26 protein-coding genes are annotated in these 26,741 nt (G+C 75.6%); 7 read left to right on the top strand and 19 right to left on the bottom strand.

The window, feature by feature from the left end:
* Positions 1-30: 30 nt before the first annotated feature.
* Genes ACFUMH_RS10670 through ACFUMH_RS10655 form a run of 4 tightly spaced genes read right to left on the bottom strand, consistent with a single transcriptional unit; the run spans position 31 to position 4,202 of the window.
* Positions 31-1,740, bottom strand: coding sequence for a DUF885 domain-containing protein (locus ACFUMH_RS10670; protein ID WP_378204564.1), 1,710 nt, complete (start codon positions 1,738-1,740; stop codon positions 31-33).
* A 49-nt stretch (positions 1,741-1,789) separates the two neighbouring features.
* Positions 1,790-2,068 (bottom strand): acyl-CoA carboxylase epsilon subunit, encoded by a 279-nt coding sequence (locus tag ACFUMH_RS10665; RefSeq protein WP_378204561.1) that lies wholly within the window; start codon positions 2,066-2,068, stop codon positions 1,790-1,792.
* Positions 2,065-2,607, bottom strand: coding sequence for a hypothetical protein (locus ACFUMH_RS10660; protein WP_378204558.1), 543 nt, complete (start codon positions 2,605-2,607; stop codon positions 2,065-2,067). The genes ACFUMH_RS10665 and ACFUMH_RS10660 overlap by 4 nt, the downstream gene beginning before the upstream one ends.
* Complete coding sequence (locus ACFUMH_RS10655) at positions 2,604-4,202, bottom strand: acyl-CoA carboxylase subunit beta (protein WP_378204555.1); 1,599 nt, start codon at positions 4,200-4,202, stop codon at positions 2,604-2,606. The genes ACFUMH_RS10660 and ACFUMH_RS10655 overlap by 4 nt, the downstream gene beginning before the upstream one ends.
* Before the next feature lie 151 nt (positions 4,203-4,353).
* Here ACFUMH_RS10655 and ACFUMH_RS10650 point away from each other — a divergent pair, with 151 nt between their 5' ends.
* Positions 4,354-5,220, top strand: coding sequence for a biotin--[acetyl-CoA-carboxylase] ligase (locus tag ACFUMH_RS10650; RefSeq protein ID WP_378204552.1), 867 nt, complete (start codon positions 4,354-4,356; stop codon positions 5,218-5,220).
* 105 nt (positions 5,221-5,325) lie between these two features.
* Positions 5,326-6,501 (top strand): adenylate cyclase regulatory domain-containing protein, encoded by a 1,176-nt coding sequence (locus ACFUMH_RS10645; protein ID WP_378204549.1) that lies wholly within the window; start codon positions 5,326-5,328, stop codon positions 6,499-6,501.
* A 12-nt stretch (positions 6,502-6,513) separates the two neighbouring features.
* Here ACFUMH_RS10645 and ACFUMH_RS10640 read toward each other — a convergent pair whose 3' ends face one another.
* Positions 6,514-7,272, bottom strand: a complete 759-nt coding sequence (locus tag ACFUMH_RS10640; RefSeq protein WP_378204546.1) for an SOS response-associated peptidase — start codon at positions 7,270-7,272, stop codon at positions 6,514-6,516.
* A gap of 58 nt (positions 7,273-7,330) precedes the next feature.
* Positions 7,331-8,056 (bottom strand): hypothetical protein, encoded by a 726-nt coding sequence (locus tag ACFUMH_RS10635; protein ID WP_378204543.1) that lies wholly within the window; start codon positions 8,054-8,056, stop codon positions 7,331-7,333.
* 177 nt (positions 8,057-8,233) lie between these two features.
* On the opposite strand from ACFUMH_RS10635, the gene ACFUMH_RS10630 reads away from it, so the two are divergent.
* Positions 8,234-9,628, top strand: coding sequence for a Bcr/CflA family efflux MFS transporter (locus ACFUMH_RS10630; RefSeq protein WP_378204540.1), 1,395 nt, complete (start codon positions 8,234-8,236; stop codon positions 9,626-9,628).
* Between the two features lie 42 nt (positions 9,629-9,670).
* Here the strand turns inward: ACFUMH_RS10630 and ACFUMH_RS10625 are convergent, their stop codons facing one another.
* The 4 genes from ACFUMH_RS10625 to adhE form a co-directional block, all read right to left on the bottom strand.
* On the bottom strand, positions 9,671-10,900 hold the full coding sequence (locus tag ACFUMH_RS10625) for a pyridoxal phosphate-dependent aminotransferase (RefSeq protein WP_378204538.1): 1,230 nt from the start codon (positions 10,898-10,900) through the stop codon (positions 9,671-9,673).
* Positions 10,901-10,960: 60 nt separating this feature from the next.
* A complete protein-coding gene (locus tag ACFUMH_RS10620) occupies positions 10,961-11,086 on the bottom strand; it encodes a molybdopterin oxidoreductase (RefSeq protein WP_378204535.1) in 126 nt (41 codons plus the stop codon).
* 133 nt (positions 11,087-11,219) lie between these two features.
* Positions 11,220-11,807, bottom strand: a complete 588-nt coding sequence (locus tag ACFUMH_RS10615; RefSeq protein WP_378204532.1) for a hypothetical protein — start codon at positions 11,805-11,807, stop codon at positions 11,220-11,222.
* Between the two features lie 278 nt (positions 11,808-12,085).
* Complete coding sequence (gene adhE, locus ACFUMH_RS10610; protein ID WP_378204529.1) at positions 12,086-14,848, bottom strand: bifunctional acetaldehyde-CoA/alcohol dehydrogenase; 2,763 nt, start codon at positions 14,846-14,848, stop codon at positions 12,086-12,088.
* A 219-nt stretch (positions 14,849-15,067) separates the two neighbouring features.
* On the opposite strand from adhE, the gene ACFUMH_RS10605 reads away from it, so the two are divergent.
* The 3 genes from ACFUMH_RS10605 to ACFUMH_RS10595 all read left to right on the top strand — a co-directional run bounded on the left by ACFUMH_RS10605 (position 15,068) and on the right by ACFUMH_RS10595 (position 17,272).
* The gene (locus tag ACFUMH_RS10605) at positions 15,068-16,096 is read left to right on the top strand and encodes a serine hydrolase domain-containing protein (protein WP_378204526.1); all 1,029 of its coding nucleotides are present in this window, start codon (positions 15,068-15,070) and stop codon (positions 16,094-16,096) included.
* 67 nt (positions 16,097-16,163) lie between these two features.
* Positions 16,164-16,601: a MarR family winged helix-turn-helix transcriptional regulator gene (locus ACFUMH_RS10600; RefSeq protein ID WP_378204523.1), complete on the top strand. Its 438-nt coding sequence runs from the start codon at positions 16,164-16,166 to the stop codon at positions 16,599-16,601.
* Positions 16,598-17,272, top strand: coding sequence for an NAD(P)H-dependent oxidoreductase (locus ACFUMH_RS10595; RefSeq protein ID WP_378204520.1), 675 nt, complete (start codon positions 16,598-16,600; stop codon positions 17,270-17,272). The genes ACFUMH_RS10600 and ACFUMH_RS10595 overlap by 4 nt, the downstream gene beginning before the upstream one ends.
* 18 nt (positions 17,273-17,290) lie before the next feature.
* On the opposite strand, the gene ACFUMH_RS10590 is transcribed toward ACFUMH_RS10595, so the two are convergent.
* A complete protein-coding gene (locus ACFUMH_RS10590) occupies positions 17,291-18,031 on the bottom strand; it encodes a YqjF family protein (protein WP_378204517.1) in 741 nt (246 codons plus the stop codon).
* A 57-nt stretch (positions 18,032-18,088) separates the two neighbouring features.
* On the opposite strand from ACFUMH_RS10590, the gene ACFUMH_RS10585 reads away from it, so the two are divergent.
* Positions 18,089-18,760: a VOC family protein gene (locus ACFUMH_RS10585; RefSeq protein ID WP_378204514.1), complete on the top strand. Its 672-nt coding sequence runs from the start codon at positions 18,089-18,091 to the stop codon at positions 18,758-18,760.
* A 36-nt stretch (positions 18,761-18,796) separates the two neighbouring features.
* On the opposite strand, the gene ACFUMH_RS10580 is transcribed toward ACFUMH_RS10585, so the two are convergent.
* From ACFUMH_RS10580 to ACFUMH_RS10545, 8 genes are read right to left on the bottom strand one after another with little or no spacing between them, the layout of a single operon-like run.
* Positions 18,797-19,975: a GNAT family N-acetyltransferase gene (locus ACFUMH_RS10580; RefSeq protein ID WP_378204511.1), complete on the bottom strand. Its 1,179-nt coding sequence runs from the start codon at positions 19,973-19,975 to the stop codon at positions 18,797-18,799.
* On the bottom strand, positions 19,972-21,081 hold the full coding sequence (locus ACFUMH_RS10575; protein WP_378204508.1) for a permease: 1,110 nt from the start codon (positions 21,079-21,081) through the stop codon (positions 19,972-19,974). Before ACFUMH_RS10575 ends, ACFUMH_RS10580 begins: the two co-directional genes overlap by 4 nt.
* A gap of 16 nt (positions 21,082-21,097) precedes the next feature.
* Positions 21,098-21,448: an ArsR/SmtB family transcription factor gene (locus ACFUMH_RS10570; RefSeq protein WP_378204505.1), complete on the bottom strand. Its 351-nt coding sequence runs from the start codon at positions 21,446-21,448 to the stop codon at positions 21,098-21,100.
* Positions 21,445-22,227 carry an aquaporin gene (locus ACFUMH_RS10565; RefSeq protein WP_378204501.1) on the bottom strand — a complete coding sequence of 261 codons (783 nt, stop codon included), beginning with the start codon at positions 22,225-22,227 and terminating at the stop codon, positions 21,445-21,447. Before ACFUMH_RS10565 ends, ACFUMH_RS10570 begins: the two co-directional genes overlap by 4 nt.
* On the bottom strand, positions 22,224-22,946 hold the full coding sequence (arsM, locus tag ACFUMH_RS10560) for an arsenite methyltransferase (RefSeq protein ID WP_378204498.1): 723 nt from the start codon (positions 22,944-22,946) through the stop codon (positions 22,224-22,226). The genes ACFUMH_RS10565 and arsM overlap by 4 nt, the downstream gene beginning before the upstream one ends.
* 15 nt (positions 22,947-22,961) lie before the next feature.
* On the bottom strand, positions 22,962-24,059 hold the full coding sequence (locus tag ACFUMH_RS10555) for a GTP-binding protein (RefSeq protein ID WP_378204495.1): 1,098 nt from the start codon (positions 24,057-24,059) through the stop codon (positions 22,962-22,964).
* Positions 24,056-25,333 carry a peptidogalycan biosysnthesis protein gene (locus tag ACFUMH_RS10550; protein ID WP_378204492.1) on the bottom strand — a complete coding sequence of 426 codons (1,278 nt, stop codon included), beginning with the start codon at positions 25,331-25,333 and terminating at the stop codon, positions 24,056-24,058. Before ACFUMH_RS10550 ends, ACFUMH_RS10555 begins: the two co-directional genes overlap by 4 nt.
* Before the next feature lie 10 nt (positions 25,334-25,343).
* A complete protein-coding gene (locus ACFUMH_RS10545; protein ID WP_378204488.1) occupies positions 25,344-26,621 on the bottom strand; it encodes an RCCLKC-tail radical SAM protein in 1,278 nt (425 codons plus the stop codon).
* Positions 26,622-26,741 lie beyond the last annotated feature (120 nt).

Below are 26,741 nucleotides of genomic sequence, written 5' to 3'. Positions count from 1 at the left end.
GGGCGATCGGCGCCTCGGGCGACCCGCGCCTCAGACGCCGAGCGCCGACGGCAGGATCTCGAGCGGCACCGAGCCGAGCCGCAGCGCCCGCGCGTGGAAGTCGCGCAGGTCGAACGCCTGGCCGCGCTCGGCGGCCTGCCGGCGCGCGGTGTCCCGGGCCTGCTCCCACAGGCGCTGGCCGACCTTGTACGACGGCGCCTGCCCCGGCCAGCCGAGGTAGCGCGTGTACTCGAACCGCACGAACGAGTCGGACATGTTGACGTTCGCGCGCAGGAAGTCCCACGCGCTCGCGGGCGTCCAGGCCCCGCCGTACGCCGCCGGTGCGGGCAGGCCCAGGTGCACGCCGATGTCGAAGACGACGCGCGCGGCGCGCAGGCGCTGCCCGTCGAGCATGCCGAGCCGGTCGCCCGGGTCGTCGAGGAAGCCGAGGTCGGCCATGAGCCGCTCGGCGTACAGCGCCCAGCCCTCGCCGTGGCCGGACGTCCACGACGCGAGGCGGCGCCACTGGTTGAGGGTCGCGCGCTCGTGCACGGCCTGCGCGATCTGCAGGTGGTGGCCCGGGACGCCCTCGTGGTAGACGGTCGTCAGCTCGCGCCAGGTGTGGAACGTCGTGACGTCCTCGGGGACGGACCACCACATGCGACCGGGCCGGCTGAAGTCGTCGCTCGGGCCCGTGTAGTAGATGGCGCCCGTGCGGGACGGCGCGATGCGGCACTCGAGGGTGCGCACGGGCACGGGGATGTCGAAGTGGGTGCCGTCGAGCGCCTCCACCGCGGCGTCGGACGTGCGCTGCATCCACGCCTGCAGCGCCGCGGTGTCGGTGAGCGTGCGCGCCGGGTCGGCGTCGAGCACGGCGACCGCCTCCTCGACGCTCGCGCCGGGGCCGGCGACCTGCGCGGCGAGCTCCGCCTGCTCGGCCTGGACGCGCGCGAGCTCCTCGAGCCCCCACGCGTAGGTCTCCTCGAGGTCGAGCGTCGCGCCGACCCAGTGCCGCGACCACAGCGCGTACCGGTCGCGCCCGGCCGCGTCGGCCTCGGGGGCACGCGGCGCGAGCTCGTCCGCGAGGAACGCGGCGAGCTCGCCGTACGCCGCGCGGGCGTCCGCGGACGCCGCCTCGAGGTCCCGGCGCAGCGGGTGGTCGTCCCCGAGGACGGCCGTGGCGTCGGCGCCGCGCACGAGCCGGGCGAGCGCCGAGGCGTCCGCGTCCGCGAGGCCGCGGGCCTGCTCGACGACGGCGTGCACCTGGCGCACCGGGGCGACGTGCCCCCGCTCCGCGGCGGCCCGCAGCGACGTCGTGTACCCGGCGAGCGCGCCGCGGACGGCGCGCAGGCGGGCGGCGACGTCGTCCCACGCCTGCTCGGTGTCGGTGGCCATGAGGTCGAAGACCTCGGCGACCGCCTGCGCCGGGGACGCGATGTTGTTGAGCCGGCGCTCGTCCTCGCCGGCGTCGTGCAGGTCGAGGTCGGTGCGCAGGGCGAACCGCATGGCGGCGAGCGTCACGGTGTCGACGTCGTCGGCGGCGGCGAGGCCCTCCAGCGCGATGAGGGTGGACCGGCGCTGCTCGGCGCGGGCCGCGTGCCCGTCGGGGGAGAAGTCGGGCAGCTCCCGCTCGTACCCGGGGACGCCCAGGTGGGTGGCCTCGATCGGGTGCAGCCGCGCGAGCGCGGCGACGTACGCGTCGGCGACGGCGTCGACCGGGGTGGGGGTGCGGCTGGGACCGGACGGGGGCAGCGTGCTCACCCCGGCACCCTAGCCGCGGTACGCGGGGCGCCCGGGCGCCGGGGCGGCGTCAGGGGTGCAGGCTCCAGCGCCACGCGTCCGCGCCGCGCACCGGCGGCACGGTGCCGCGCAGGCGGCCGGGCGCGGTCCAGCGGGCGCGGGCGGCGCGGTCGGCGTCGTCGCGGTCGTGCGCGTGCGCGCCGTCCGCACCGTCGTGCCCGGAGGCGGCGGCGACGAGCCCGGCGACGAGCGCCGCGAGCTCCACGTCGTCCGGCGTGCCGCGCACCACCTGCACGTGCGCGTCACCCCGCGCGGCCGGTCCGGCCGGCCCGTCGGTCGGCGCGCTCACTCGTCCTCCTCGTCCTCGTCGTCGAGCAGCACGGGCGCACCCCGCCCGGCGCCCCACTCGCCGACGACGAACCCGCGGTCCACGAGCTGCTGCGTGATCTGCGCGCCGCCGTCGTCGACGACGTCGAGCACCGCGTCGAGCGTGAGGTCGGTGACGCCGCCGGGCAGCTCCACGACGAAGCCCAGGTGGAACGTGTCCCGCTCGCCCGGCTCGGACGTGGTGTCGTCGCGGTCGTCCCACGTCATGCCGGTGAGGTCCGCGTGCAGGCCCAGGCGGCTGTGCAGCAGGTCGTACAGCCCCGCGTTGAGCCCGCCGACGCGCTGCTCGAGCGCGAGCACCCGCGGGTCCTCGTCCGCCTCGCGCGCACCGAACTCCGCGCGGACGCCGACCGCCGTCTCGACGTACGCGTGCAGCGCGGCGGACAGGGCGTCGACCGCCGCGTGCAGGTCGGCGGCGTCGACGCCCTCGAGCGGCTCGCGCCCGTGGCTGGCGGGGTCGTGCTCGTCGGGCGCGCCCGTGGGCTCCGGCTCGGTGCTCACAGCGGGATGTTCCCGTGCTTCTTGGGGGGCAGGCTCGCGCGCTTCGTCCGCAGCAGCCGCAGCGCCTTGACGATCTCGCTGCGGGTCTGCGACGGCGCGATCACCGCGTCGACGTAGCCGCGGTCGGCCGCCTCCCAGGGGTGGACGATCGCGTCCTCGTACTCCGCGGTGAGCCGGCGGCGCTCCGCGTCGACGTCGCCGCCGGCGTCCGCGACGGCCTTGAGCGCACCGCGCTGCAGGATGTTCACCGCACCGCCGGCGCCCATGACGGCGATCTGCGCGGTCGGCCACGCGAGGTTCACGTCGGCGCCGAGCTGCTTGGAGCCCATGACGATGTACGCGCCGCCGTACGCCTTGCGCGTGATGACGGTGACGAGCGGGACCGTCGCCTCGGCGTACGCGTAGATGAGCTTCGCGCCGCGGCGGATGATGCCGTTCCACTCCTGGTCGGTGCCGGGCAGGAACCCCGGGACGTCGACGAACGTCAGCACCGGGATGCCGAACGCGTCGCACGTGCGCACGAACCGCGCCGCCTTCTCCGCCGCGTCGATGTCGAGCGTGCCGGCCATCTGCTGCGGCTGGTTCGCCACGACCCCGACGGGCTGCCCGTCGACGTGCCCGAACCCGACGACCACGTTCTGCGCGTACAGGGCCTGCACCTCGAGCAGCGCGCCCTCGTCCAGCACGTGCTCGAGCACCGTGTGCATGTCGTACGGCTGGTTGTCCGAGTCGGGCACGAGCGTGTCGAGCGCGAGGTCGTCCTCGGTGACCTCGGTCGGCGACTCGTGCGGGTACGCGGGCGGGTCGGCGAGGTTGTTCTGCGGCAGGTACGACAGCAGCGAGCGCACCCAGTCGATCGCGTCGTCCTCGTCGGACGCCATGTAGTGCGCGACGCCGGACTTCGTCGAGTGCGTGGTGGCGCCGCCGAGCTCCTCGAAGCCCACGTCCTCGCCCGTGACCGCGCGGATCACGTCCGGGCCGGTGATGAACATGTTCGACGTGCCGTCGGCCATGACGATGAAGTCCGTCAGCGCGGGCGAGTACACGGCGCCGCCCGCGGACGGCCCGAGGATGAGGCTGATCTGCGGGATCACGCCCGAGGCGGCCACGTTGCGCCGGAAGATCTCGGCGAACTGGGTGAGCGCCGCGACGCCCTCCTGGATGCGCGCGCCGCCGCCGTCGCTGATGCCGACGAGCGGCACGCCGGTGCGCAGCGCGAGGTCCATGACCTTCGCGATCTTCTGCCCGTGGACCTCGCCGAGGCTGCCGCCGAACACCGTGAAGTCCTGCGAGTAGACCGCGACGGGCCGGCCGTCGACCGTGCCGTGCCCGACCACGACGCCGTCGCCGGCGACGCGCCGCTTCTCGAGTCCGAAGTTGGTCGACCGGTGCCGCGCGAAGGCGTCGATCTCGGTGAACGAGCCGGGGTCGAGCAGCTGCTCGACGCGCTCGCGGGCGGTCTTCTTGCCACGGGCGTGCTGCTTCGCGGCGGCGGCCTCCTCGGCCGCGTCGACCGCGGCCGCGCGGCGGGCCTCCAGGTCGGCGAGCAGGCCCGCGGTGGTGCGGCCGGGTGCTGCGGGATCGGTCGAGGTCACCCGACGAAGGCTAGTTGTCGGTGTCCACCACCCGTGTGCACACGAGGGACCGTGTTGCCCGGAGCGTGCTGTGGGGACCCCACAACCGACGCCGGTCGTCCTCGGCCCCCCGCGCGGGGACACCCGGGCACGGCTGCGCCATGATGACCGCGTGACGTCCGCCCGCCTCCCGCTCGAGGTCTCCGCCCTGCGCGCGCTCCTGCTCGCCCCGGCCGGCCCGCTCGCCCGGCTCGACGTCGTGGACGCCACCGCGTCGACGAACGCCGACGTCGTCGCCGCGCTGCGCCGGGAGCCCGCCGCGTGGCCGCACGCGAGCCTCCTCGTCGCGGACCACCAGACGCAGGGGCGCGGGCGCACCGGCCGGTCCTGGGAGACGCCCGCCCGGGCCGCGCTGACGTGCACGTTCGTCGCCCGGCCGCGGTCGGGACCCGGCACGTTCGGGTGGCTGCCGCTGCTCGCGGGCCTCGGCACCGTCCGCGCCCTGCGCGCCACCACGGGCGTGCGGGCCGTGCTCAAGTGGCCGAACGACGTGCTCGTCGACCTCGGCGCCGACGCGGCCGACGTCGAGGGCTGGGGCACCGCCCGCAAGGTCGCCGGAATTCTCGCGGAGGTCGTCCCGGACGCCGGGCCGGGGCCGGCCGTCGCCGTGGGGATCGGGGTCAACGTCGACCAGGCCGCGGACGAGCTGCCCGTCCCGTGGGCGACGTCGCTCGCGCTCGCGGGCGCCCGCGACACGGACCGCGCGACCGTGCTCGCGGCGCTCGTCACCGCGCTGCACGAGGTGGCGTCCCGGTGGGCGGACGGCGGCGGCGACGCCGCGGCCACCGGGCTGGCGGACGAGGTCGCGGCGGTGTGCACCACGCTGGGCGGCGAGGTGGCCGTCGAGCTGCCCGACGGCTCCACGCTGCGGGGCACGGCGCTCCGCCTCGACGCCGACGGCGCGCTGGTCGTCGCCGACGCGGACGGCCGCGAGCACGTCGTGCACGCGGGCGACGTGCGGCACGTCCGCGGCGCCTGACGCGGCCGCACGAGCCGGCCGCGCGGACGCACGGGCCCGCGCGGGGCCGGTCGTCCCGCCGGACCGCGCCGGTGCGGGCGGGAGCCGGTGAACTAGGCTCCTCCCGTGCACGACGGCGTCGGCGGCGCACCCGGACCCCGGGCGGCGGCCCCTCAGGAGGTCCCGGTCACGGCCGACCCCACGCACGCGCCCGGCACGGGGCCGGCCGCCGCGCGCAGCGCCGGCGACGCGCCGCGCCAGGGCACCACCGGCGAGCTCGACGACCTCCTCCTCGGCGGTCCCCGCACGATGACGGCGCGGGACCTCGCCGAGCGCTACGGCATCGAGATCGACCTCGTCCGCACGTTCTGGCGCACGCTCGGCCTGCCGGCGGGCGCCGACGACGAGCCGCTGTTCACCGAGCGCGACGCCGAGGCCATCCGCCTGGCGGGCTCCCTGCTGCGCACGCACGGGCTGGCGCTGCCGACGGTGGTGACGGTGGTGCGCGCCCTCGGCCACACGTCCGACCGCCTCGCGCTGTGGCAGGTGGAGGCGCTCGTGGAGGACATGGCGGCGCGGTACGCGCTCGACGACACGAGCGCGCGGCTGCTGGTCCTCGACCGGCTCAAGGACCTCGCGCCCGTGCTGGAGCAGCAGCTGCTGCACTCCTACCGGCGCCAGCTCGCCGCGGTCGCCGACCGGTACGCCGCCGAGTTCGGCGAGATGCGCGAGCAGGCGGGGGAGACGGGACGGCTGCCGCTGGCGCGGGCCGTCGGGTTCGCCGACATGGTGTCGTTCACGCGCCGCACGGCCGGGCTCGGCTCGACGGACCTGTCGCACTTCGTGCAGCGCTTCGAGGCGGCGGCGCGGGACGTCGTGGTCGGCGCGGGCGGCCGCGTCGTCAAGACGATCGGCGACGCGGTGCTGTTCATCGCCGACACGCCGGGCGTCGGTGCGCGCGTGGCGCTGGGGCTCGCCGACGCGTTCGGCACGTCCCTCGACGTCGACGCGGAGCGCGGCGTGGGCGGCCTCGCCGAGGGCGCGCGCGGGGTCACGCCGGTGCGCGTCGGCCTCGTGTGGGGCCGGGTGCTGTCGCGGTTCGGCGACGTGTTCGGGCCGGTCGTGAACCTCGCGGCGCGGCTGACCGACGTGGCGGACCCCAGCAGCGTGCTGGTGGACGCCGGCACCGCCGCCGTGCTGGGCGGGGACCCGCGCTTCGCGCTCGAGAAGCTGCCGGTGCGCGACCTGGCGGGGATCGGCGAGATCACGCCGTACCGGCTCGCGCCCGCGCCGACGCAGTAAGGCGCGCGCGCCTCAGGACGGGTGCACGTCCTCGCCCACGGGGTCGACCAGGTCCGGCCCGTTGTTCGCGACCGCGTTGACGCGCGTCGACACGGGGGTCGCGACGAGGTCGGGCGGGGTGACGTCGAGCAGCGCGCGGGCCTCGTCCGCGTCGACGGCGGGGTCGAGCCACGCCGCCCAGCGGTCGCGCGGGAGCATGAGCGGCTGCCGGTCGTGGATGGCGGCGAGCGCCTCGGTCGCCGCAGGCCGCGTCACGACCGTGGCCGAGACGATCCACCGGTCGGGGTCGTCGTCGTCCTTGGTCGGGTCCTTCCAGAACTCGTACAGGCCGGCGAGCGCGGCGAGGTCGCCGTCCGCCGGGTGGATCCAGTACGGCTGCTTGGCGGTGCGCCGGCTGCGCGGCGCGCCCTCGGGTGCCTCGAGGCGCTGCCACTCGTAGTAGCCGTCCGCGGGCAGGAGGGCCCGGCGCACGCCGAAGGGCTTCGCGAACGCCGGCTTCTCGGCCAGCGTCTCGACCCGCGCGTTGATCATCCGCGCGCCCACCGACGGGTCCTTCGCCCACGACGGCACGAGCCCCCAGCGGGCGACCCGCAGCTGGCGCGTGATCTCGCCCGTCGCGCGGTCCGCGCGCTCGACGACGATCCGCACGCCGTCGGTGGGCGCGACGTTCCACGACGGCGGCAGCAGCCGGACGTCGTCGGCGATCGTCGCGACCGCGAACTCGTCCGCGATCTCCTGGTCCTCGCGGAAGGACGCGTAGCGGCCGCACATGCCGGACACTCTCCCACCGCCCACCGACACGTCGCCCGGCGGGGAGGGGGCGCGGGCGTCACCGGCCGGGGGACACCCACCGCCGCCAGACCACGACCCCGATCCCGACGTCGAGCAGCCCGCCCGCGAGGAGCGCGACCGACCACGCCGTCACGTCGCCCCCGAGCACGCGCCCGCCGGCGAGCAGGACGACGAGCGCGCCGCACACCAGGTACCGCAGCGCGCGGGTGCGCTGGTTCCCGCCGGTGAGCGGCTCCCGCGGGCCGGGCGCGCGCCCCGGGGCGGGGCGCCACCGCGTCAGGGCCGCGTCCGGGACGGCCGGCACGTCGGCGGCGGGGACGCCGGACGCGCGGGCGCCGCGCTCGGCCACGATCGCCGCGGTGCCCTCGACGCCGACGCGGTCGTCGGGCACGCCGTCGAAGGGCGCGTCCGTCTGCGGGTCGTACGCCTCGAGGCCCGTCTCCTCCACGACGACCGCGACCAGGGCGTGCACCAGCCGGTGGAACGCGGCGCGGTCCTCGTGCTCCCAGTACGGGTACGCCACGGCGCCCTGGTCGGCGTACAGCTCGACCTGGAGGCCGGTGGCCTCGTGCGACAGCTCGGCGCCCCGCTCGGGGTCGACGTGCACGAGCACGTCCCCCAGCAGCGCACGGGCGCGGGTCTCGATGCGCGCCCACTGCGCGAGACGCTCGGGACCGAGGGGGCCGCCGTCGCCGCCGCCGTCGAGCGCCTCGTCGAACGTCTGCCCGGGGCGCCGCGCGACGAGCAGGATGTCGTAGCTCACGTGGGCCCATCGGCGCGGCGGCGCCCGCGCTGGAGGCGGGCGGCGCTTCGTGACGGGGCCGTCACCCGGACGGCCTCGGACGGCCTCGGCCGGTGCGGCGGGCGCCCGGGCGACGGCGGGACCGAGAAGGTCGAATCGATTCGCTGACTCCCGCGAGACGGTGCGACGATGGCGGTGATGCCACTGCAGCCCGACCCCGCACCAGGACACGCCCCCGACGCCGTCGCCCCCGGCACGTCGCGCGCCGACGCACCCGCGCGCCCCGAGGTGCAGGTGACCGCACCACCGGAGGCCCGCGCCGCGACCCCGCCCGACGCGCGCGCCGAGGCCGGCGGCACCTCCGCCGCGGGCCCCGCCCCCGGCTCCCCGACGTACCGCCCCGACTGGCGCTACGTCCTGCTCCTCGGCTCGATGACCGCGCTGCCCGCCGTCTCGACCGACATCTACCTGCCGTCGCTGCCCGACGTGGCGCGCGACCTCGGGACGTCCGCCGCCGCGGCGCAGCTCACCATGACCGGCATGCTGCTCGGCGGGGCCGTCGGCCAGCTCGTCATCGGCCCGCTGTCCGACCGGTTCGGCCGGCGCGCGCCCGTGCTCGTGGGTGTCGCGCTGCACGTCGTCACGTCGCTGCTGTGCGCGATCGCACCGGCGATCGTCCCGCTGGTCGCGCTGCGCATGCTCCAGGGGTTCTTCAACGCGTCGGCGTCGGTCGTCGCGATGGCGCTCATCCGCGACCGGTTCGTGGGCTCCGACGCGTCGCGCCTGATGTCCCGGCTGATGCTCGTCATCGGCGTCGCGCCGCTGTTCGCGCCGTCGGTCGGCGGGCTCATCGCCGGGCAGTGGGGGTGGCGCGCCGTCTTCTTCGCACTCGCGGTCTTCGGCGCCGGCCTGTGGGTCGTCGTCCTGACGAAGATGCCCGAGACGCTGCCCGCCGAGCGGCGTCGCGCCGGTGGCTTCCGCACGGCGCTGTCGGGGTACCGCACCCTCCTGCGCGACCGGCACTTCGTCGCGCTCGCGGTGCTGCCCGGTCTCAACATGGCCGTGCTCATGAGCTACGTCGTCGCGTCGCCGTTCGTGCTGCGCGAGGGCTACGGGCTCTCCGAGCACCAGTTCTCGCTGGTCTTCGCCGTCAACGGGATCGGCCTGGTCGTCGGGGCGCAGGTCAACGCCGCGATCGTCCGGCGGGTCGCGCCCATCCGCATCCTGCGGGCCGCGCAGGTGGGCGTCGTGCTGCTGTCGGGCGTTCTGCTGGTGCTGGGGGCGACGGGCGCCGGCGGGCTGTGGGCGCTCCTCGTGGTGCTGTGGTTCGTGCTCGCGCTGGTCAACTTCGCGCCGCCGAACGCGTCGAGCATCGCGCTCGGCCGGCACGGCGAGGTCGCCGGCACGGCCGCCGCCTTCATCGGCGCCTGCCAGGCGGGCGTGTCCGGCCTCGTGAGCCCGGTCTCCGGCCTGCTGGGCGGCGACGCGCTCGCGATGACGGGCGTCATGGCGGCGGCGTCGGTGCTCGCGCTCCTGGTGCTCGCGCTCGCCACCCCCGCGTTCCGGCGCGGCGGTGCCTGGCAGCTGACCTGACGGCGGGCGGGGGAGGCGGGGGCGTCCCCTGCCTCCGCCGCCTCACACGGCCGTGCGCAGCCGGGCCAGCCGGGTCACCGCCTCCTCGAGCACCTCGCGGCGCTTGACGAACGTGAACCGCACCCACGAGCCGAGCGCCCGGTCGGCGGCCGACCCCGGGTGCGTGAAGGCGCGGACCGGCACGCCGACGACGCCCGCGAGCGCCGGCAGGTCTCGGCACAGCGCCACGCCGTCCGCGTACCCGAGGGGGGCGGCGTCGGCGAGCACGAAGTAGGTGCCGTCGGGGCGGACGACGTCGAACCCGGCGTCGCGCAGGCCCGCCGCGAGCAGGTCGCGCCGCCCGGCGAGCGACGCCACGAGGTCGTCCACCCACGCGAGCGCGGCGGGGTCGGTGAGGGCCGCGGCGACGGCCGGCTGGAACGGCGCGCCCGAGACGTACGTGAGGAACTGCTTGACCGTGCGCACGGCCGTGACCAGCTCCTCCGGGCCGGTGACCCAGCCGATCTTCCAGCCGGTGAACGAGAACGTCTTGCCCGACGACGAGACGGTCAGCGTCCGCCCCGCCATGCCGGGCAGCGTCGCGAGCGGCACGTGCGGCACGTCGAACGTCAGGTGCTCGTACACCTCGTCCGTCACGACGAGCAGGTCGTGGGCGACGGCCAGGCGCGCGACGACCTCGAGCTCGTCGCGGCGCAGCACCGCGCCCGTCGGGTTGTGCGGCGAGTTGAGCAGCAGCAGCCGGGTGCGCGGCGTGACGGCCGCGGCCAGCGCGTCGGCGTCGAGCCGGAAGCCGTCGGGCGTCGCGACCAGCGGCGCGGTGGTGTGCCGGGCGCCGGCCATCGCGACGACCGCGGCGTAGGAGTCGTAGAACGGCTCGAGCGTGAGCACCTCGTCGCCGGGCCCGGTCAGCGCGAGCACCGCCGCGGCGAGGGCCTCGGTCGCGCCCGTCGTCACGAGGACCTCGCGGTCGGGGTCGAGCGTGGTGCCGTACCGCGCGGCCTGGTGCGCCGCGACCGCCTGCCGCAGCGCGGGGATCCCGGGACCGGGCGGGTACTGGTTGTGCCCCGCGAGCACCGCGTCGGCCGCGGCGCGCGCGACCGGGGCGGGCCCGTCGACGTCGGGGAAGCCCTGCCCGAGGTTCAGCGCACCCGTGCGGGCCGCGAGCGCCGACATCTCGGCGAAGACGGTGGCGCGCACGCCGCCGTCGGCGTCGAGCAGGCCGGCCGCGGCGGCGACCTGCTGCCAGCGCGGCGGGACGGGGGAGGTCGTCACCGTCGTGAGCCTAGGGGCGCGCACGACCGGCGCGCCCCGTGCCGGGCGGGCGGGGGTGCGTCAGAGGACGCCGGCCGCGGCGAGCAGCCCGCCGACGACGAGCAGGGCGAGGGACGCCCACGCGGCCACCACCCACCACTCGACGGGGTGGTGCCGCACCGCGCGGACCGGGTTCCGTGCTGCCATGACCCCACCATCGGCACGACGGGAGCGTGGGACGAGCCGTGCGGCGGCGCGTCGTGAAGATCACCCGCGCCGCCGCCCGTGCCCGTCGCCGTGCCCGTCGCCGTGCCCGCCGCCGTGCGCGTCGGAGAGGGCGTCAGCCGGCCGTGGCCGCCTCGAGGTCGCTCCCGAGCGTGGCGAGCTGGTCGGCGAGCGAGCGGAGCGCGTCGCCGCCCTCGGCGCCGGCGCTCGCGGTCGCGGCGTCGAGCTCCGCCTCGGCCGCGGCGACCTTCTCGCGCGCCTCGGCCACGGCCGTCGCCGACTGCGCCTCGCCCTCGGCCTTCGCCTGCGTGAGCGCGGCCTCGGCCTGGTCGACCGCAGACTGCGCCGACGTGACGGCCTCGTCGGCCTGCGCGCGGGCCTGGTCGTCGAGCGACCCGAGCGACGCGCGCGCCTCGTCGATCCGCGTCCGGGCGCCGGCCACGTCCGCCTCGGCGTCCGCGAGCGCCTGCTGGATCGCGTCGCCGGCGGACGTGATGTCGTCGGCGGCGCCCTGCGCGGCGCTGCCGATCTCGTCGGCGACCTGGTCGACGTCGGCGTCGGTGCAGGCCGCGAGCCCGAGAGTGAGGAGCGCGGCGGCGGCGACGCCGACGGCGCGGCTGCGCAGCGGGGCCGGGGCGCCGGGGCGCAGCGCGGCCAGGGTGCCGAGCGGGCGGGACGGGACGGGCGTGCGGTGCGCTGCCACGGGGACCTCCTGGGGTCGTCGTCGTGCGGCTCGCGGCCGCCCGGGGGACCGTGCGGAGGGGGTGGGGCGGCCGGCGCCACAGTCTGCCGGTCGCGGGGGCGCCCCGCCCGTCGTCCTCATCGACGTCTCATCCGCGCAGGTGGGCGGGGTTCCGCGGCGGAGCGTGCACGACGACGGAGCGCGCACGACGACGCCCCCCGCCGGTACGGCGGGGGGCGTCGGTGCGAGCGTCGACGGAGGCGCCCCGGGAGGGCGGGGGAGGACCGTCGGGGAGTCGGTCAGCCCTCCGTGCGCTCGCTGCGGCCCCGGACGTCCTCCAGCGACGTGCCGTAGTAGGCCGCGGTCATGAGGTCCTTCATGTCGTCGATCATGGGCATCCGCGGGTTGGCGGGAGCGCACTGGTCCTCGTAGGCGCCCATGGCGACCTCGTCGAGCCGGCGCAGGAACTCCCGCTCGTCGACGCCCTGGGCCTGGAAGGACGCCGGGATGCCCACCTTCGCGCGCAGCGACTCGACGGCCCGGGCGTAGGACTCGACGCCCTCCTCCGGCGTCGCGGCCGGCAGGCCGAGCATCTGCGCGATCTGCTGGAACCGCTCGGGGGCGACGTAGCGCTCGTACTTCGGCCAGCTCGTGAGCTTGGTCGGGACCGTGCCGTTGTACCGGATCACGTGCGGCAGGAGCGTGGCGTTCGTGCGGCCGTGCACCAGGTGGTACGTCGAGCCGATGACGTGCGCCATCGCGTGCACGATGCCGAGGAACGCGTTGCCGAACGCCATGCCGGCGATCGTCCCCGCGTTGTGCATCTTCTCCCGCGCGTCCTTGGTCAGCGGGTCCGCCGGGTCGCCGTTCACCGACTGGGCCAGGTTGTCGAAGATCAGGCGGATCGCCTGCAGGGCCATGCCGTCCGTGAAGTCGTTCGCGTAGACCGACACGAACGCCTCGGTCGCGTGCGTCAGGGCGTCGAAGCCCGAGTCGGCGGCCAGCGAGCGCGGCATCTTCGAGGTGAGGACGGGGTCGATGATCGCGACCGTCGGGGTCAGCGCGTAGTCCGCCAGCGGGTACTTCTTGCCCGCGTCGGGGTCGGAGATCACCGCGAACGGCGTGACCTCCGCGCCCGTGCCGGACGTGGTCGGGATGCACACGAGCTTGGCGAGGTCGCCCAGCACCGGGAACTTGAACGCGCGCTTGCGGACGTCGAAGAACTTCTGCTTGAGGTCGGAGAAGACGATCTCCGGGTGCTCGTACAGCAACCACATCACCTTGGCGGCGTCCATGGGCGACCCGCCGCCGAGCGCGATGATCGTGTCGGGGCGGAAGTGGCGCATCTGCGCGGCACCGGCCTGCACGGTGCGCACCGACGGCTCGGGCTCCACCTGGTCGATGATCTGCAGCGCGACCCTGTTGCCGCGGCGGTTGAGCACGTCGATCACGCGGTCGACGACGCCGAGCGTCGTCATGGTGGCGTCGGTGACGATCGTGACCCGCTCGACGTCGGGCATGTCCGCGAGGTAGCGGATCGCGTTCGGCTCGAAGTACGTCTTGGCCGGGACCTTGAACCACTGCAGGTTGTTGTTGCGGCGCCCGACGCGCTTGATGTTCACGAGGTTGACCGCCGACACGTTGTTCGAGACGGAGTTGTGGCCGTAGGAGCCGCAGCCCAGCGTCAGGGACGGGATGAACGCGTTGTAGATGTCGCCGATGCCGCCGAGGGACGACGGTGCGTTGCAGATGACGCGGATCGCCTTGACCCGCCTGCCGAACTCGACGGTCAGCGCCTCGTCCTGGGTGTGGATGGCGGCCGAGTGGCCGAGGCCGTCGAACTCCACCATCTGCTCGGCGAGGCTGATCCCGTGCTCGGTGCTCGTCGCACGCAGGACGGCGAGGACGGGGCAGAGCTTCTCGCGGGTCAGCGGCTCGGCCGGCCCGACGCCGGAGACCTCGGCGAGGATGATCGACGTGTCGGCGGGCACGGTGAAGCCCGCCTGCTCGGCGATCCAGACCGGGCTCCTGCCGACGACCGCCGGGTTCAGCCGCGCCCCCGCGCAGTTCCCGCCGTCCGCCTCGACGCCGAAGACGAACCGCTCGAGCATCGCCTTCTCGGCGGGGTTCGTGCGGTAGGCGTGCAGGCGGGCGAACTCGGCCATCGCGGCGTCGTAGATCTCGTCGTCGACGATGGCGGCCTGCTCGGACGCGCAGATCACCCCGTTGTCGAACGCCTTGGACAGCACGATGTCGTTGACGGCCCGGCCGAGCTTGGCGGTCTTCTCGACGTAGGCGGGGACGTTGCCCGCGCCGACGCCGAGCGCCGGCTTCCCGCAGGAGTAGGCGGCCTTCACCATCGCGTTGCCGCCGGTGGCGAGGATCGTCGCGACGCCCGGGTGGTTCATGAGCGCGCTCGTGGCCGTGAGCGACGGCGTCTCGACCCACTGGATGCAGTGCTCGGGCGCACCGGCGGCGACGGCGGCGTCGCGCACCACGCGGGCCGCGGCGATCGAGCACCGCTGGGCGCTCGGGTGGAACGCGAAGACGATCGGGTTGCGCGTCTTGAGGGAGATCAGCGCCTTGAAGATCGCCGTCGACGTCGGGTTGGTCACCGGCGTGATGCCGGCGATCACGCCGACGGGCTCGGCGATCTCCGTGATGCCGTTGAGCTCGTCGACGCTGATGACGCCGACCGTCCTGAGGTTCGCCATCGAGTTCGTGACGTGCTCGCACGCGAAGATGTTCTTCACGGCCTTGTCCTCGAAGACGCCGCGGCCGGTCTCCTCGACCGCCAGCTTCGCCAGCACGCCGTGCTGGTCGAGCGCGGCGACCGCGCCCTTCTTCACGCAGCGGTCGACGTCCTCCTGCGTCATGCGCTCGAACTCGGCGAGCGCCTTGGCGGCGTTGGCGACGAGCTGGTCGATCGCCGCGGCCACGGTCGCGTCGTCGGTCGCGCCGAGCGCGGTGCCGGGGGCCGGCGTGGTGGCGGCCGCGGCGGTGGGGGTCGCGACGGCGCCCGCGGCCTTCGCCGGGGCCTTCTTCCTGGTGGTCTCGGACACGAGGTGCTCCCTGGTCGGTGGGGCGGGGGCGGACGCTGGAGTCGTCCGTCGCTGTCTCCGACGCTAGGGACGCCGTGCCCGGAAGAGGTGGGATGAAAGTCCCCTCGGGTGTGACGGGGGTCTCGCGGCGGCACGCGGCGAGGCCGCACCCGGGACCTGCGTCCCGCCGCAGGGGAAAGGCGGCGACGCCCGCGGGGACCGGCGCCTACCGTGGCGGGCATGGCTCCCGCGACGCCCGCCGACCTGCTGCACGCCGCGACGGAGGCCGTGTGCTCCGGTCCCGACACGTCCGACGGCGCGGGCGGGGTCGTCGCGCGCGTCGTCCGCGACGGCGAGGTCCTGCTGGACGCGGCGTGGGGCCTCGCGGACCGCCGGCACGGTCTGCCGATGACGCCCGGGCACCGCTTCGCCACCGCGAGCGGCTGCAAGGGGTTCACCGCGGTCGCCGTCCTGTCCCTCGTGGCCGACGGCACCCTGACCCTGGGGACCACGGCCCGCTCGCTGCTCGGCGCGGACCTGCCGCTCGTCCCCGACGACGTGACGGTCGAGCACCTGCTCTCGCACCGGTCCGGGATCGGCGAGTACCTCGACGACGACGCGGACCTCGCCGAGTACCTCATGCCCGTGCCGGTGCACCGCCTCGTGTCGCCCGAGGACTACCTGCCGCTCCTCGACGGGCACCCCGCGGTCTTCCCCGCGGGGGAGCGCTTCGCGTACAGCAACGCCGGGTTCGTGCTGCTCTCGCTGCTCGCGCAGCGTGCGTCCGGCGTGCCGTTCCACCGGCTGGTGCAGGAGCGCGTGCTCGACCCCGCCGGGACGACGAGCACCGGGTACCCGCGGTCGGACGCGCTGCCCGGTGACGCGGCGGTCGGCTACGTCCGGGTCGACGGGCGGTGGCTGACGAACGTGCACCACCTGCCCGTCGTCGGCGGCGGGGACGGCGGCGCGTACACCACGACGCACGACATGGAGCGGTTCTGGGAGGCGCTGCTGGGCGGCCGGGTCGTCCCGGACGACGTCGTCGCGGCGATGCGCGCGCCGCGCAGCACGGACGACGACGACGACTACTCCTACGGGCTCGGCGTGTGGCTGCCCGGCGGCGACGCCGTGCAGCTGGTCGGCGAGGACGCCGGCGTCTCGTTCCTCTCGCGGCACGACCCGGCGACGGCGACGACGTGGACGATCGCCGGGACGACGGCGGCGGCGGCGTGGCCGGTGGTGCGGGCGGTCCGCGCGGCGCTGGCGTAGCCCGCCGCCCCCACGGAGATATCGTCAACCCGTTGACACGCAGAGTGTCAACCGGTTGACTCGCCGCATGGCCGACAGGTTCACGTCCACGCTGCACCACCTCGTCGACGCGGTCGACGCCCACGCCGACCGGCTGCTCGCCGCGCACCACGGCGACCTCACCTTCAGCCAGCTCGTGTTCCTCGCGGTCCTGGAGGACACCCAGCCGCAGGACGTCACGCGGCTCGCCGCGTGCCTCGGCGTCTCGAAGGCCGCCGTGAGCAAGCGGGTCCCCGGGCTGGTGGCACGCGGGCTGGTGCGCGCCGAGCCCGACCCCGCGAACGCGCGGCGGGTCGTGCTGTCGCTGACCGAGGCAGGCGCCCGCCTGGCGCGCGACGCCGGGGACCTGCTCGACCGCGAGCTCACGGCCCTGTTCGCGGGCGTCCCCGGCGTCGACGTCGCGCGCACGCACGCGGACCTGCAGGCGATGCTCGCCGCCGTGCCGACGACGGCGCCGGGCCGGTGACCGCCGCCCCGGCGAGCGCCCCCGCCGCCGTCCCCGCCGGCACGCGGCCGCCGCGCGTCCTCGTCGTCCTCGGGCACCCCCGCACCGACTCCCTGTGCGGCGCCCTCGCGTCGTCGTACGCGGCGGCGGCCCGCGACGCGGGCGCGGAGGTGGAGCTCCTGGCGCTCGGCGGGACGACGTTCGACGTCGCGGCCCGCCGGCCGTCGACGCTGCGGTGGGAGGGGCCCGACCAGGACCTCGAGCCCGACGTGCGCGCCGCGATCGCGTCCCTGCGCCGCGCCGACCACGTGGTGCTCGTCTTCCCGCAGTGGTGGGGGACGTACCCCGCGGTGCTCAAGGGGTTCGTCGACCGGGTGTTCCTGTCCCAGCTCGCGTTCCGGCACCGGGGCGCGGGCCTCGGCTGGGACAAGCTGCTGGCCGGCCGCACCGCGCGCCTCGTCATGACGATGGACAGCCCGGTGTGGTGGGACCGCCTGCGCTACCGCAGCGCGGCCGTGCACTCGCTCGTCCACGCGACGCTCGGGTTCTGCGGCATCCGGACCGTCGGCGTCACGCGCCACGCCCGCGTCCGCACCTCGAGCGCGGCCACCCGCGCCCGGTGGGTCGCGCAGGCGGCCCGGCACGGCCGGGCGGACGCGCGGCGCCCGGTGCGGACGCGCACGGAGGGCTGACCGCCGGCGCCGGGCGCGTCAGGCGACCCGGCGGCGCGCCCACGCGTGCACGGGCAGCACGCCCTCCGCGGCGTGCAGGAGCGGCGTGCGGCCCGCGACGTCGACGCCCAGCGGCGCCGTCATGGTGTTCCGCTCGACCTCCCACGCGGCGGGTGCGAGACGCCACGGCGCGTGCTCGACCGCCCCGAGCCAGAGCCGGCGCGGGGCGCGCGGCGGCAGGTCGCTCGCGTACAGCGCGTAGCGCTCGGTGAGGAAGTGCTCGAGCGAGCCCGGTGCCGTCGGTGCCGCCGGGCCCGTCGCCCCGTACGTCACGCGCAGCTCCGCCGCCGGGGCGCGGCGGTCGACGCGCTCGCTCGTGTACCGCACCCGTCCGTCGCGCTCGGTGAGGGACATGCGCGCGCGCAGGTACGCGAGGTGCATGCCCGCCCGTCCCACCTCGACGGCCGTCGGGCTCGCCGCGTCCAGGCTGAAGAACCACACCCCCGGCACGCCGCGGTGGCGCACGTACGTGCGCACGTTGAGCTCGTGGAACGCACCGGGGCCCGGCAGGGCGGGCGTCCCGCGCGGGCGCACGTCCGTCATCGTGAAGGGGACGACCCCGAGCCACGCGTCGCCGCCGAACGTGTCGAGCTCGAGCTGCGGCGGCACGTGCCCCCGCAGCGCCGTGACCGGCACCGGCCAGTGCGCGAACAGCAGGTGCGACCACCGCATGGCGACGGCCCACGGGCCGCGTGCGACCGGTGCGGGGGAGGCCGTCATGCCCGGATGCTAGGCGACGCCCTGGCCGGCGTCGGTGGCGGCTGGCACGGTGGGCGCATGACCGACGCCGACGTCCGCCTGCCGCACTCCGCCGTCACCGCCGCCGTCGACGCGCGGCACTGGCGCGTCCTGCTCACGACGCTGCGCGCGACCTTCCGCACGCCGGACTGGGCGACGGGTGCCGCGTTCGTCGCCCGCGTCGCCGAGGCCGCCGACGCGGCGGACCACCACCCGGACGTGCTGCTGCGCTACGGCCAGGTCACCGTCACGACCACCAGCCACGACGTCGGCGGCCTGACGTCCCGCGACGTCGACCTCGCCGCGAGCGTCACCGCGCTCGCGGACGAGCTCGCCCTCACGCCCGCCGTGCCGTCGAGCGAGGTGCTCGAGATCGCGGTCGACGCCCTCGACATCCCCGCCGTGCGCCCGTTCTGGCGGGCCGTGCTCGCCTACCGCGACGTCCCGACCGACCCCGACGCCCTCGTCGACCCGGCGGGCACGGGCCCGGCCGTGTGGTTCCAGCAGATGGACGCCCCGCGCCCGCAGCGCAACCGCCTCCACGTCGACGTCACCGTGCCGCACGACCTCGCGGAGGAGCGCGTGGCGGCCGCGATCGCCGCCGGCGGGCGGCTCGTCAGCGACCACGCCGTGCCGGCGTTCTGGGTGCTCGCCGACCCCGAGGGCAACGAGGTGTGCGTCTGCACGTGGCAGGCGCGCCCGTCGGCGTGAGCGGGACCGTCCGGGGGACGGCGGCGGCTGCGCCGCTCAGCCGGTCGAGCGCGCCGGGCCGTCCAGGTCCTGGTGCAGGCGCTGCCACGCCGCGACGCGGCCGTCCGTCACGGCGCTGCCCGCGACGGCACGCACGTCGGCGAGCCGCGCCGCCGTGACGGCGCGGGCGCGGGCGCGGTCGACGGACGCACCGGTCGACAGGGACCACCGGGGGACGAGCGCGCCGCCGCGCCGGGTCTTGCTCTCGAGGGCCTCGCCGCCGAGGTCGACCCGCACGCACCCCCACTCGAGCGCGAGCCGCACGGGCGTGTAGAAGTACGTCGCGAAGTAGGCGGCGGTCCGGCCGGCGACGTCGTAGTCCAGCCCGCTGACGCGCATGAACACCGTGTCGTGCCACCGGTACCCGAGGGCGAACGCGACGGCGCGCCCCTGCGTCCGCGCGACCACCGCGAACGCGTGCGCGGCGAGGTCGCCGTGGAGGCACAGGTGCAGGTAGCCCGCCGCCCCGGCCGCGGAGCCGTCGTGGCCGTGGTGGGCCTGCACGGAGCCCAGCAGCGGGGCGACCTCCTCGAGCACGTCCGCCAGGCGTTCGACCCGGACGTCCACGCCGGCGTCCGCGGTACGGCGCAGGTCCGCGCGGACCGTCGACCGGCTCGAGCGCGTGAGGGAGCCGAGGTAGTCGTCGAACTCGCGCATGCCCGTGAGGTCGAGCTCGCTCGTGACCATGCCGAGCACCGGCGCGGGCGCACCGGACAGCAGCTCCGCCCCCACGACCTGCGCCGCCTCCTCGCCGGTGAGGTGCGCCAGCAGCGTGACGGGGGAGCGGATCTCGTCGACGACGGCCGCGAGGGCCTCGCGGCGGCTCGCCGCAGGGGCGCCCGCCACGTGCGGCAGGTGCCCCGCGTACCCGGAGCACCCGCCCAGCATCGCGAACGACCCGACGGGCGCGAGCAGGGCGTCCTCGTAGAGCCAGGCGTGGGTGTACCGCGGGTTCACGCCCGCCGTGCGCGCGTCGTAGCCCACGGCACCGGCGGTCCCGTCGCCGGAGACGGCGCTCACGGGCGTCATGCCGCCGAGCTCCGCGAACGCGGTGAGCCACGCGGCGCTCGTGTACAGGTGCGCGCCGTTGAGCCGGTCCCACGCGCCGCTCCGCAACGCGTCCGTCCCCGTCGCGGCCCGGGCGACGCCCGCCGCCGGCCGCTGCCCGCGCGTCACAGCCACGGCAGCGCGAGGAGGCCGACGAGCATGCTGCCGAGGAACGCGGCGGCCAGGTAGAACCCGAAGACGCGCCAGCGGACCACGGAGCGCACCGCGACCATCGCGGGGACCGTCGTCGTCGCCCCGGCGAGCAGGAAGGTCACGGCCGCGGCGGGGAGCATGCCCTGCAGGAGCAGGCCCTGCACCACGGGGATGGCCCCCACGCCGTTGAGGTAGAGCGGCGTGGCGACGACACCGGCCACCGGGATCGCCGTCCAGCCCTGCGCGCCCAGCACGGCGGTCACGACCGACTCCGGCACGTACCGCACGATGACCGCCATCACCACGATCGCGAGGAGCAGCCAGCGACCCATCGTGTGCAGGTCGTGCACGATGTCGCGCAGGAACCGGCGCCGGTCGATGCGCCGCGCGTGCTGCGCCAGGACGGTGCGCCACGGGCGGCCGTCGTCGTCGGACCACGGATCGGCGTCGGCGGCGTCGGTGCCGCAGGCGGGGGCGCACGCCGGCGCGTCGGCCGGCGGACCGACCGCCGTGGTCGCGGCGGGCGTCGGGGTGGCCGGTGTCGCGACGGTCGCGGCACCGGCGCGGGCGGGGGCCGCCGTGGACGCCACCAGACCGCCGGTCCGCACGCGTCCCTCCGCGGCGACGGACGGTCGCAGCGGGTCCGCGAACCGGCCGCGCCGCTCGAGCGCGAGGACGACGAGCCCCGCACCGACGCTGAGCAGCAGCGCCCCGACCAGGCGCGCGGTGGCGATCTCGACGCCCAGCGCGGCGGCGGACAGCGCGTAGATCTCCGGGTCCATGGCGGGGGACGCGATCCAGAACGCCATGATCGCGGACAGCGGCACGCCGGCCCGCAGCAGCCTGCTGATGAGCGGGATCACGGTGAAGGAGCAGAAGGGGCTCAGCGCCCCGATCGCGGCCGTGGTCAGCACCCCGAGCACGCCGTTGCGGGCGAACCCCCGGGTGGCCAGCATGTCGAGGTCCAGGTGCTGCACGAGCACGCCCAGGACGATCGCGAGCAGGAACCACGGCGCCAGCTCGACGACCACGTCGACGACGAAACCGGTCAGCCACGTGGTCTCGGACCAGACCGTCCGCATGGGCGCTCCTTGCAGGTCAGCTGGCGAGCCAGCCCGGGCCCGTCTTGTCCGACGGGGTGCGGAACCGCCCCATCACCATGTCGGCAGCCGTGGGGAATCGCTCGAGGCAGTTCGCGTTGACGTAATAGAACATCTGCGTCCCCTCACGTCGCCGTAATGCGAACCCGACGTCGTGGAGGATTTTCAGGTGGTGCGACGTGGTGGACTGCTTGAGGCCGAGCCGCGCGACGATCTCGGTGACCGTCAGCTCTCTGTTCGCGGTGGCCAGGAGGTTGAGGATCCGCATCCTCGTCGGGTCTGCGAGCGCTTGGAACCAGGTCGCGAATTCGGCCGCCTGGGCGACCGACAATTCCAGGTCCTCATTCATGCGTCCGAGTTTATCGGAGCCCCCTGGAGGTGCTCGGTGCGGGCCGTGACGGCGACCGCGGCGTCCGGCGGCGGCGGCGTGCGCGGCGCGTCGGCGTCCGGTTCCAGCACGGACGGGTGGTGCAGGGCGACGGCCAGGGCGGCCCCGAGCGCCGCACCCGCCACCTGGGCGGCGAGGAACGGGGCGACGGAGCCGAGCTCGATGCCGGCGAACGTGTCGCTCAGCGTGCGCGCGAGCGTGACCGCGGGGTTCGCGAAGCTCGTCGACGACGTGAACCAGTACGCGGCGCCGATGTAGCAACCGACCATCGCGGGCACCCACGCCTCGCGCGCGGAGCGCAGCAGCCCGATGATCACGCCCACGAGCCCGGCCGTCGCGACGACCTCCGCGAGCCACAGCGACGATGCGGACCGCACCGTCGTCGCTGCCGTGACGGCCGGCAGGTCGAACATGAGGTTGGCGAGCACGGTGCCGCTCGCGGCGCCGACGAGCTGGGCGGTGACGTACACCGCGACGTCGCGGGGCGTCGCGCGCCACAGCCGGGTGGCGACGAGCGCGACGGTGACCACGGGGTTGAGGTGCGCGCCCGACACCGGCCCCAGCGTGGCGATCAGCACCGTCAGCCCGAGCGCCGTCGTCGTGCTGTTCACGAGGAGCTGGAGACCGACGTCGTCGGTCAGGCGCGTGGCGGCGACGCCCGAGCCGACGACGATCATCAGCAGGCACGCCGAGCCCACGAGCTCGGCCAGCGCGCGGCGCGCGAGGAGCGGCCCGGTCACCGCGCCGCCCTCACGATCGCGCCGTGCATGCCCTCGGCGACGGCGTGCGTGAACTCGACGGTCACGTCGCGGAAGCCCGCCGCGCGCAGCAGCTCCCGGTACTCCGACTCGGACAGGGCGCCGGCGACGCAGTCGGCGTAGGAGCCGCGCTCGGCGCGGTCGGCGGCGGTGAGGCGGTCCTCCGCGACGACGTCGGAGACGCCGATGCGTCCGCCGGTGCGCAGCACCCGGGCCATCTCGGCGAACACGGCCGGCTTGTCCTCGCTGAGGTTGATGACGCAGTTGGAGATGACCACGTCGACGCTCGCGTCGGGCAGGGGGACCTCCTCGAGCATGCCCTCGAGGAACTCGACGTTCGTGACACCCGCCTCCGCGGCGTTCTGCCGCGCGAGCTCGAGCATCTCCGGCAGCGCGTCCACGCCGTAGGCGCGCCCGGCGGGCCCGACACGTCGTGCCGAGAGGATGACGTCGAGCCCGCCGCCTGAGCCGAGGTCGAGCACCGTCTCGCCGGGGGCGAGCGCGGCCACGGCCGTCGGGTTGCCGCAACCGAGGCTGGACAGGAGGGCGGTGTCGGGCACGACGTCGGGGCCGACGTCGGCATAGAGGGTCGCGCCGATCACGCCGGGGTCGCTCGGGGCGCAGCAGCCGCCCTCGAGCGCGGCTGCCGCGGCGGCGGCGTACTTGTCCCGGACGTCGGGACGCAGGTCGCTGCTCGTCATCGTCGTCTCCTCGACTCAGACCTGGGCGGGCAGGCGGTGGACCGGCGTGGGGTAGCCGGGCTTGAACGACAGGGCGTCGCCGTCGCGACGGGTGCGGGTACCGCACACGCGGTCGGCCGCGGCGACGGCGTGCGCGAGCATGGTGTCCATCTCCTCGGGCTCGCACGCGACGCGCGTGTTGAGCACGGCGACGGCGTCCGCCACGAGCCCGTCGACGTGCTCGTCGAGGACCGCGTCGCCGCCGACGAGGCTCAGCTTGACGTCGCCCGCCGCCGTGGACGTCCGGAGCTTGACGTGCCCCACGACGTGCCCGCCGGCGTCGCACGCGCGGCGGAGCTCCTCCATGACCGTGCGCGACCACAGCACCGGGTCGAGCGCCGTGACGTCCTGCGCCGTGACGACGAACCGCTGGTTGAGCCACGCCAGCGCCGCCTCGGCGGCGGCGTACCGGTCGTAGTCGATGGCGAGGTCGCGCTCCGCGGCGGCCGGCTGCGTCCACGCCTCCACGAGCTCGTCGAGCCCGACCCCCGACCGCCCCGAGCAGGTGACGACCCGCGCGTGCGGGTAGCGCTCGCGGACCGTGGCCACGCACGTGGCCAGCAGCGCGGGGTCGGCGACGTCGGCGCGGCTCACCGCGATGACGTCGGCCTCCGCCAGCTGGCGGTCGAAGAGGTAGGCGAGCTCGGACTCCTCGCCCTGCGACCACGCCCGCGAGAAGGCGCGCAACCGGTACGGGTCGACGACGGTGGTCAGCGGCGCGACGACGAGGTCGGCCCCGTAGATCTGCCGCAGCGGCCGCACGACGGTCGCCTGCAGGTCCGTGCAGCTGCCCACCGCCTCGATCACGACGGTGTCGGTGGCCCCCTCGGCGACGAGGCGGTCGACGAGCGTCGACAGGTCCTCGAAGCGGCAGCAGAAGCAGCCCCCGGTGACCTCGTCCACCTGCTCGACGCGGGCGCGGGCGGTCGCCGTGTCGACGAGGTCGGCGCCCTGGTCGTTGGTGATGAGGGCGACGGACCGGCCGGCGCGTCCCAGCACGCCGGCCGCGGCCACCATCGTGGTCGTCTTGCCGGCGCCGAGGAACCCGGACAGCGGGATGACGGTCAGGCTCATGAGGGACCTCCGCAGCAGGACGAGGACGAGGACGAGGCGGGAGTGAGGACGAGCGGGACGGGGGCCGGCGCCGGTGCCGGGTCGGTGTCGAAGGCCCGGCGGCGGCGCTGCCCGAAGTCGCGGAGCAGTTCGGCGGCGCGCGGGCGCAGGGCCTCGTCCGCCAGCCACAGCGCGGTCGACACCGTGCGGCTGTGGCAGCCGCGCAGGGTCTTCGCCTCGTGCGCGCCCGACCCGAGCTCCATCCACCGCAGCCCGGCGCCGTAGGCGTCGCGCAGCGGCATGTCGAAGCAGAAGGGGAAGTAGAGGCCGGACCGGGTCCCGAGGACGCCGTAGTCGAAGCCGGCCCACTTGACGAACAGCCGTCGTCCGCGTCGGATCGCGACGCACGCGGCGACGACCTCCCCGTCACGCAGCCCGAGGTAGCCCCACAGCTCCGCACCCGCGGCGAGCAGCGCGCGCAGCACCGTGCTGATGTGGTGCGGCTCCTCGCCCGCACCGTTCTTCTCCCGGTTCATGCACACCAGCTCGGCGACGCGGTCCGCGTAGGGCTCGAGGTCCGCGCCGGCGACGCGCCGGATCTCGAGCCCGGCGCGGGCGAGCGCGGCCTGGTCGCCGACGAGGCGCTGGCGACGCTTGCGGGGCTGCTGCGCGACGTGCTCCGCGTACGACGCCGCCTCGAGGGGCAGGTAGTCGTCGAGGCCCCAGTACGCGTCGCTCCCGCCGGCGGCCCGGAACGCCTCGAGGACCTCCTCGTTGCCGCTCCGCTGCGGCACCCACGGCGCCACCACGCTGCGCGCACCGCTCGCGCGGGCGGCCTCGAGCAGCGTCGTCGTCAGCCGGCCCAGGAGGCCCGGCGCCCAGAACGAGTACGCCGCCTCGCTGCGGTAGCCGAGGGGGCTGCCGACGACGAGCGCGGGGAAGAGCGTGTCCTCGCCCCACCGTGCGACCTCGGCGGTCGCGTCGCCGGAGGACTCGACGCCGCAGCAGACCTGCATCCCGTCGGGGCGTTCCCACCCCAGGTAGGTCCGCGGGTCCCAGTCGACCGCGGGCGGCTGCTTGAACAGGTAGCCCGGCAGCCAGGCCTCCTCGCCGCGGGCGCGGTGCGCCACGGCGTGCAGCGGTGACGCGGTGCCCGCGAGCGCCGTCGTGGTGGCGCGCAGCCAGGGGGCCGAGAGGTACGGCCAGGCGTCGGGGGCCGACGCGACGTCGGTGGACCAGGCTCCGCCCGCGAGCTCCTCGCGGGTGTCGACGGTGACGCGTGCGCTTCCGGTCATCTCCGGCTCCTCAGCACTTCACGCAGCATCGGACGGCGCCGGCGCCGACGGCGTCGTCCCGGCGGGACTGCCACAGCTCGTCGACGCGGGGGTCGGCGTGCCGCCAGTCGAACCAGAACCCGCGGTCCTGCAGGGGGACGTCCTGGACCCACGGGGAGCTCAGCAGGGGCGAGCCCTTGAAGAGCAGGAGACGGGTCTGCAGCACGGTGGGGTGCGCGGTCCGGGCGAGCCCCGTCTCGACGAGGAAATCCTCGAAGGTCAGGAGCTCGTCGTACTCGACCCACGGCGTGAAGGGGATGAAGGTCGGGATGAGGTCGAAGCCGAGCCGCTGTGCCTCGGCGACGGCGCGCCGCATGTCGTCGGTGTCGATGCCCTTGTCGAAGATCCGCAGGATGCGGTCGGAGGGGAACTCGAGCGCCGACGTCACGGAGACGAGGCCGAGGTCGACGAGGCGGCGCAGCTCGTCCGTGTAGTCGAGGATGTGGTCGATCCGCGTCGTGAACTCGAACGTGACGTCCGTGCCGACCTCCTCGCGGAGCCGGCGGACGACCGCCTCGCCCACGGTGCGGGAGTTGAAGAACTCCGCGTCGATGAAGACGAAGTGGCGCACGCCCTCCTCCGCGAGCGCGAGGGCGTCGGCGACGACCGGCTCGATCTCGTAGGTCGCGACCTTCCCGTCGTACGCGCCGTACACCGAGCAGTACGTGCAGCGGTGGTGGCACCCGCGGGTGGCCTCGATGTTGCCCACGAGACCGCGAGCGCCGTGGTGGGCGTCGTAGTGCACGAGCGAGGGGAAGAGGTCCCGGGCCGGCGCGGGGAAGGACAGCCGCCCGCGTGCCGGCCGCGGCGTGAGGCCGGCGCGGGTCAGGGCGCCGGGGACGGCGTCCGCGCGGTGCTGCGCGGCGGCGTCCCGCAGGGCGTCCGCGACGCGCTCGGGCTCCTCGAAGAGGACGGCGTCGACGTCGTCCAGGAACCGCCGGCAGTTCATCTGCGCGTACTGCCCGAAGGCGACCACCTGCGCGTCGGGGTACAGACCCCGCAGGGTCGGGAGCGTGTCCACGGCTCGTTCGAGCGACTCGAACTGCTGGACGGAGAGGAGGACGAGATCCGCGTCGACGGCGGGCGCGCCCTCGGGGCGCAGGTCCTGGTCCCAGCCGTGCACCTCCACGCCCGCGTCACGGACCGCGCCCGCCGCGCACGCGGCTGCTAGCGGTTGGAACCCTGCTTCGTACGGCGATACCACCACGCATGACACCACGGCGTCGTTTCCCCCCTGCCGACGGAACATCGATCAATTGAGATGCGTCGATATTCCCGGCGACCGGTGTCGGCGTCAAGAGTGGGATTGGGTGCATTCGTCCGCGGTCGCGGGAATCGGCGAGGGGACGACGACGAGGGCCGCACCGCC

The organism is Cellulomonas sp. NPDC057328 (genome assembly GCF_042667215.1).
GTDB lineage: Bacteria > Actinomycetota > Actinomycetes > Actinomycetales > Cellulomonadaceae > Cellulomonas.
Note: the sequence above shows the minus strand (reverse complement) of the source record. Positions and strands in the feature narration are given on the sequence as shown.

Bases quoted from the DNA above. Each gene is read 5' to 3' on its own strand.
- ACFUMH_RS10640 (WP_378204546.1), bottom strand. From the start codon at position 7,272: ATGTGCGGCCGCTACGCGTCCTTCCGCGAGGACCAGGAGATCGCGGAC.
- ACFUMH_RS10630 (WP_378204540.1), top strand. From the start codon at position 8,234: ATGCCACTGCAGCCCGACCCCGCACCAGGACACGCCCCCGACGCCGTC.
- ACFUMH_RS10620 (WP_378204535.1), bottom strand. From the start codon at position 11,086: ATGGCAGCACGGAACCCGGTCCGCGCGGTGCGGCACCACCCCGTCGAG.
- ACFUMH_RS10605 (WP_378204526.1), top strand. From the start codon at position 15,068: ATGGCTCCCGCGACGCCCGCCGACCTGCTGCACGCCGCGACGGAGGCC.
- ACFUMH_RS10600 (WP_378204523.1), top strand. From the start codon at position 16,164: ATGGCCGACAGGTTCACGTCCACGCTGCACCACCTCGTCGACGCGGTC.
- ACFUMH_RS10590 (WP_378204517.1), bottom strand. From the start codon at position 18,031: ATGACGGCCTCCCCCGCACCGGTCGCACGCGGCCCGTGGGCCGTCGCC.
- ACFUMH_RS10585 (WP_378204514.1), top strand. From the start codon at position 18,089: ATGACCGACGCCGACGTCCGCCTGCCGCACTCCGCCGTCACCGCCGCC.
- ACFUMH_RS10575 (WP_378204508.1), bottom strand. From the start codon at position 21,081: ATGCGGACGGTCTGGTCCGAGACCACGTGGCTGACCGGTTTCGTCGTC.
- ACFUMH_RS10570 (WP_378204505.1), bottom strand. From the start codon at position 21,448: ATGAATGAGGACCTGGAATTGTCGGTCGCCCAGGCGGCCGAATTCGCG.
- arsM (WP_378204498.1), bottom strand. From the start codon at position 22,946: ATGACGAGCAGCGACCTGCGTCCCGACGTCCGGGACAAGTACGCCGCC.
- ACFUMH_RS10555 (WP_378204495.1), bottom strand. From the start codon at position 24,059: ATGAGCCTGACCGTCATCCCGCTGTCCGGGTTCCTCGGCGCCGGCAAG.
- ACFUMH_RS10550 (WP_378204492.1), bottom strand. From the start codon at position 25,333: ATGACCGGAAGCGCACGCGTCACCGTCGACACCCGCGAGGAGCTCGCG.
- ACFUMH_RS10545 (WP_378204488.1), bottom strand. From the start codon at position 26,621: ATGTTCCGTCGGCAGGGGGGAAACGACGCCGTGGTGTCATGCGTGGTG.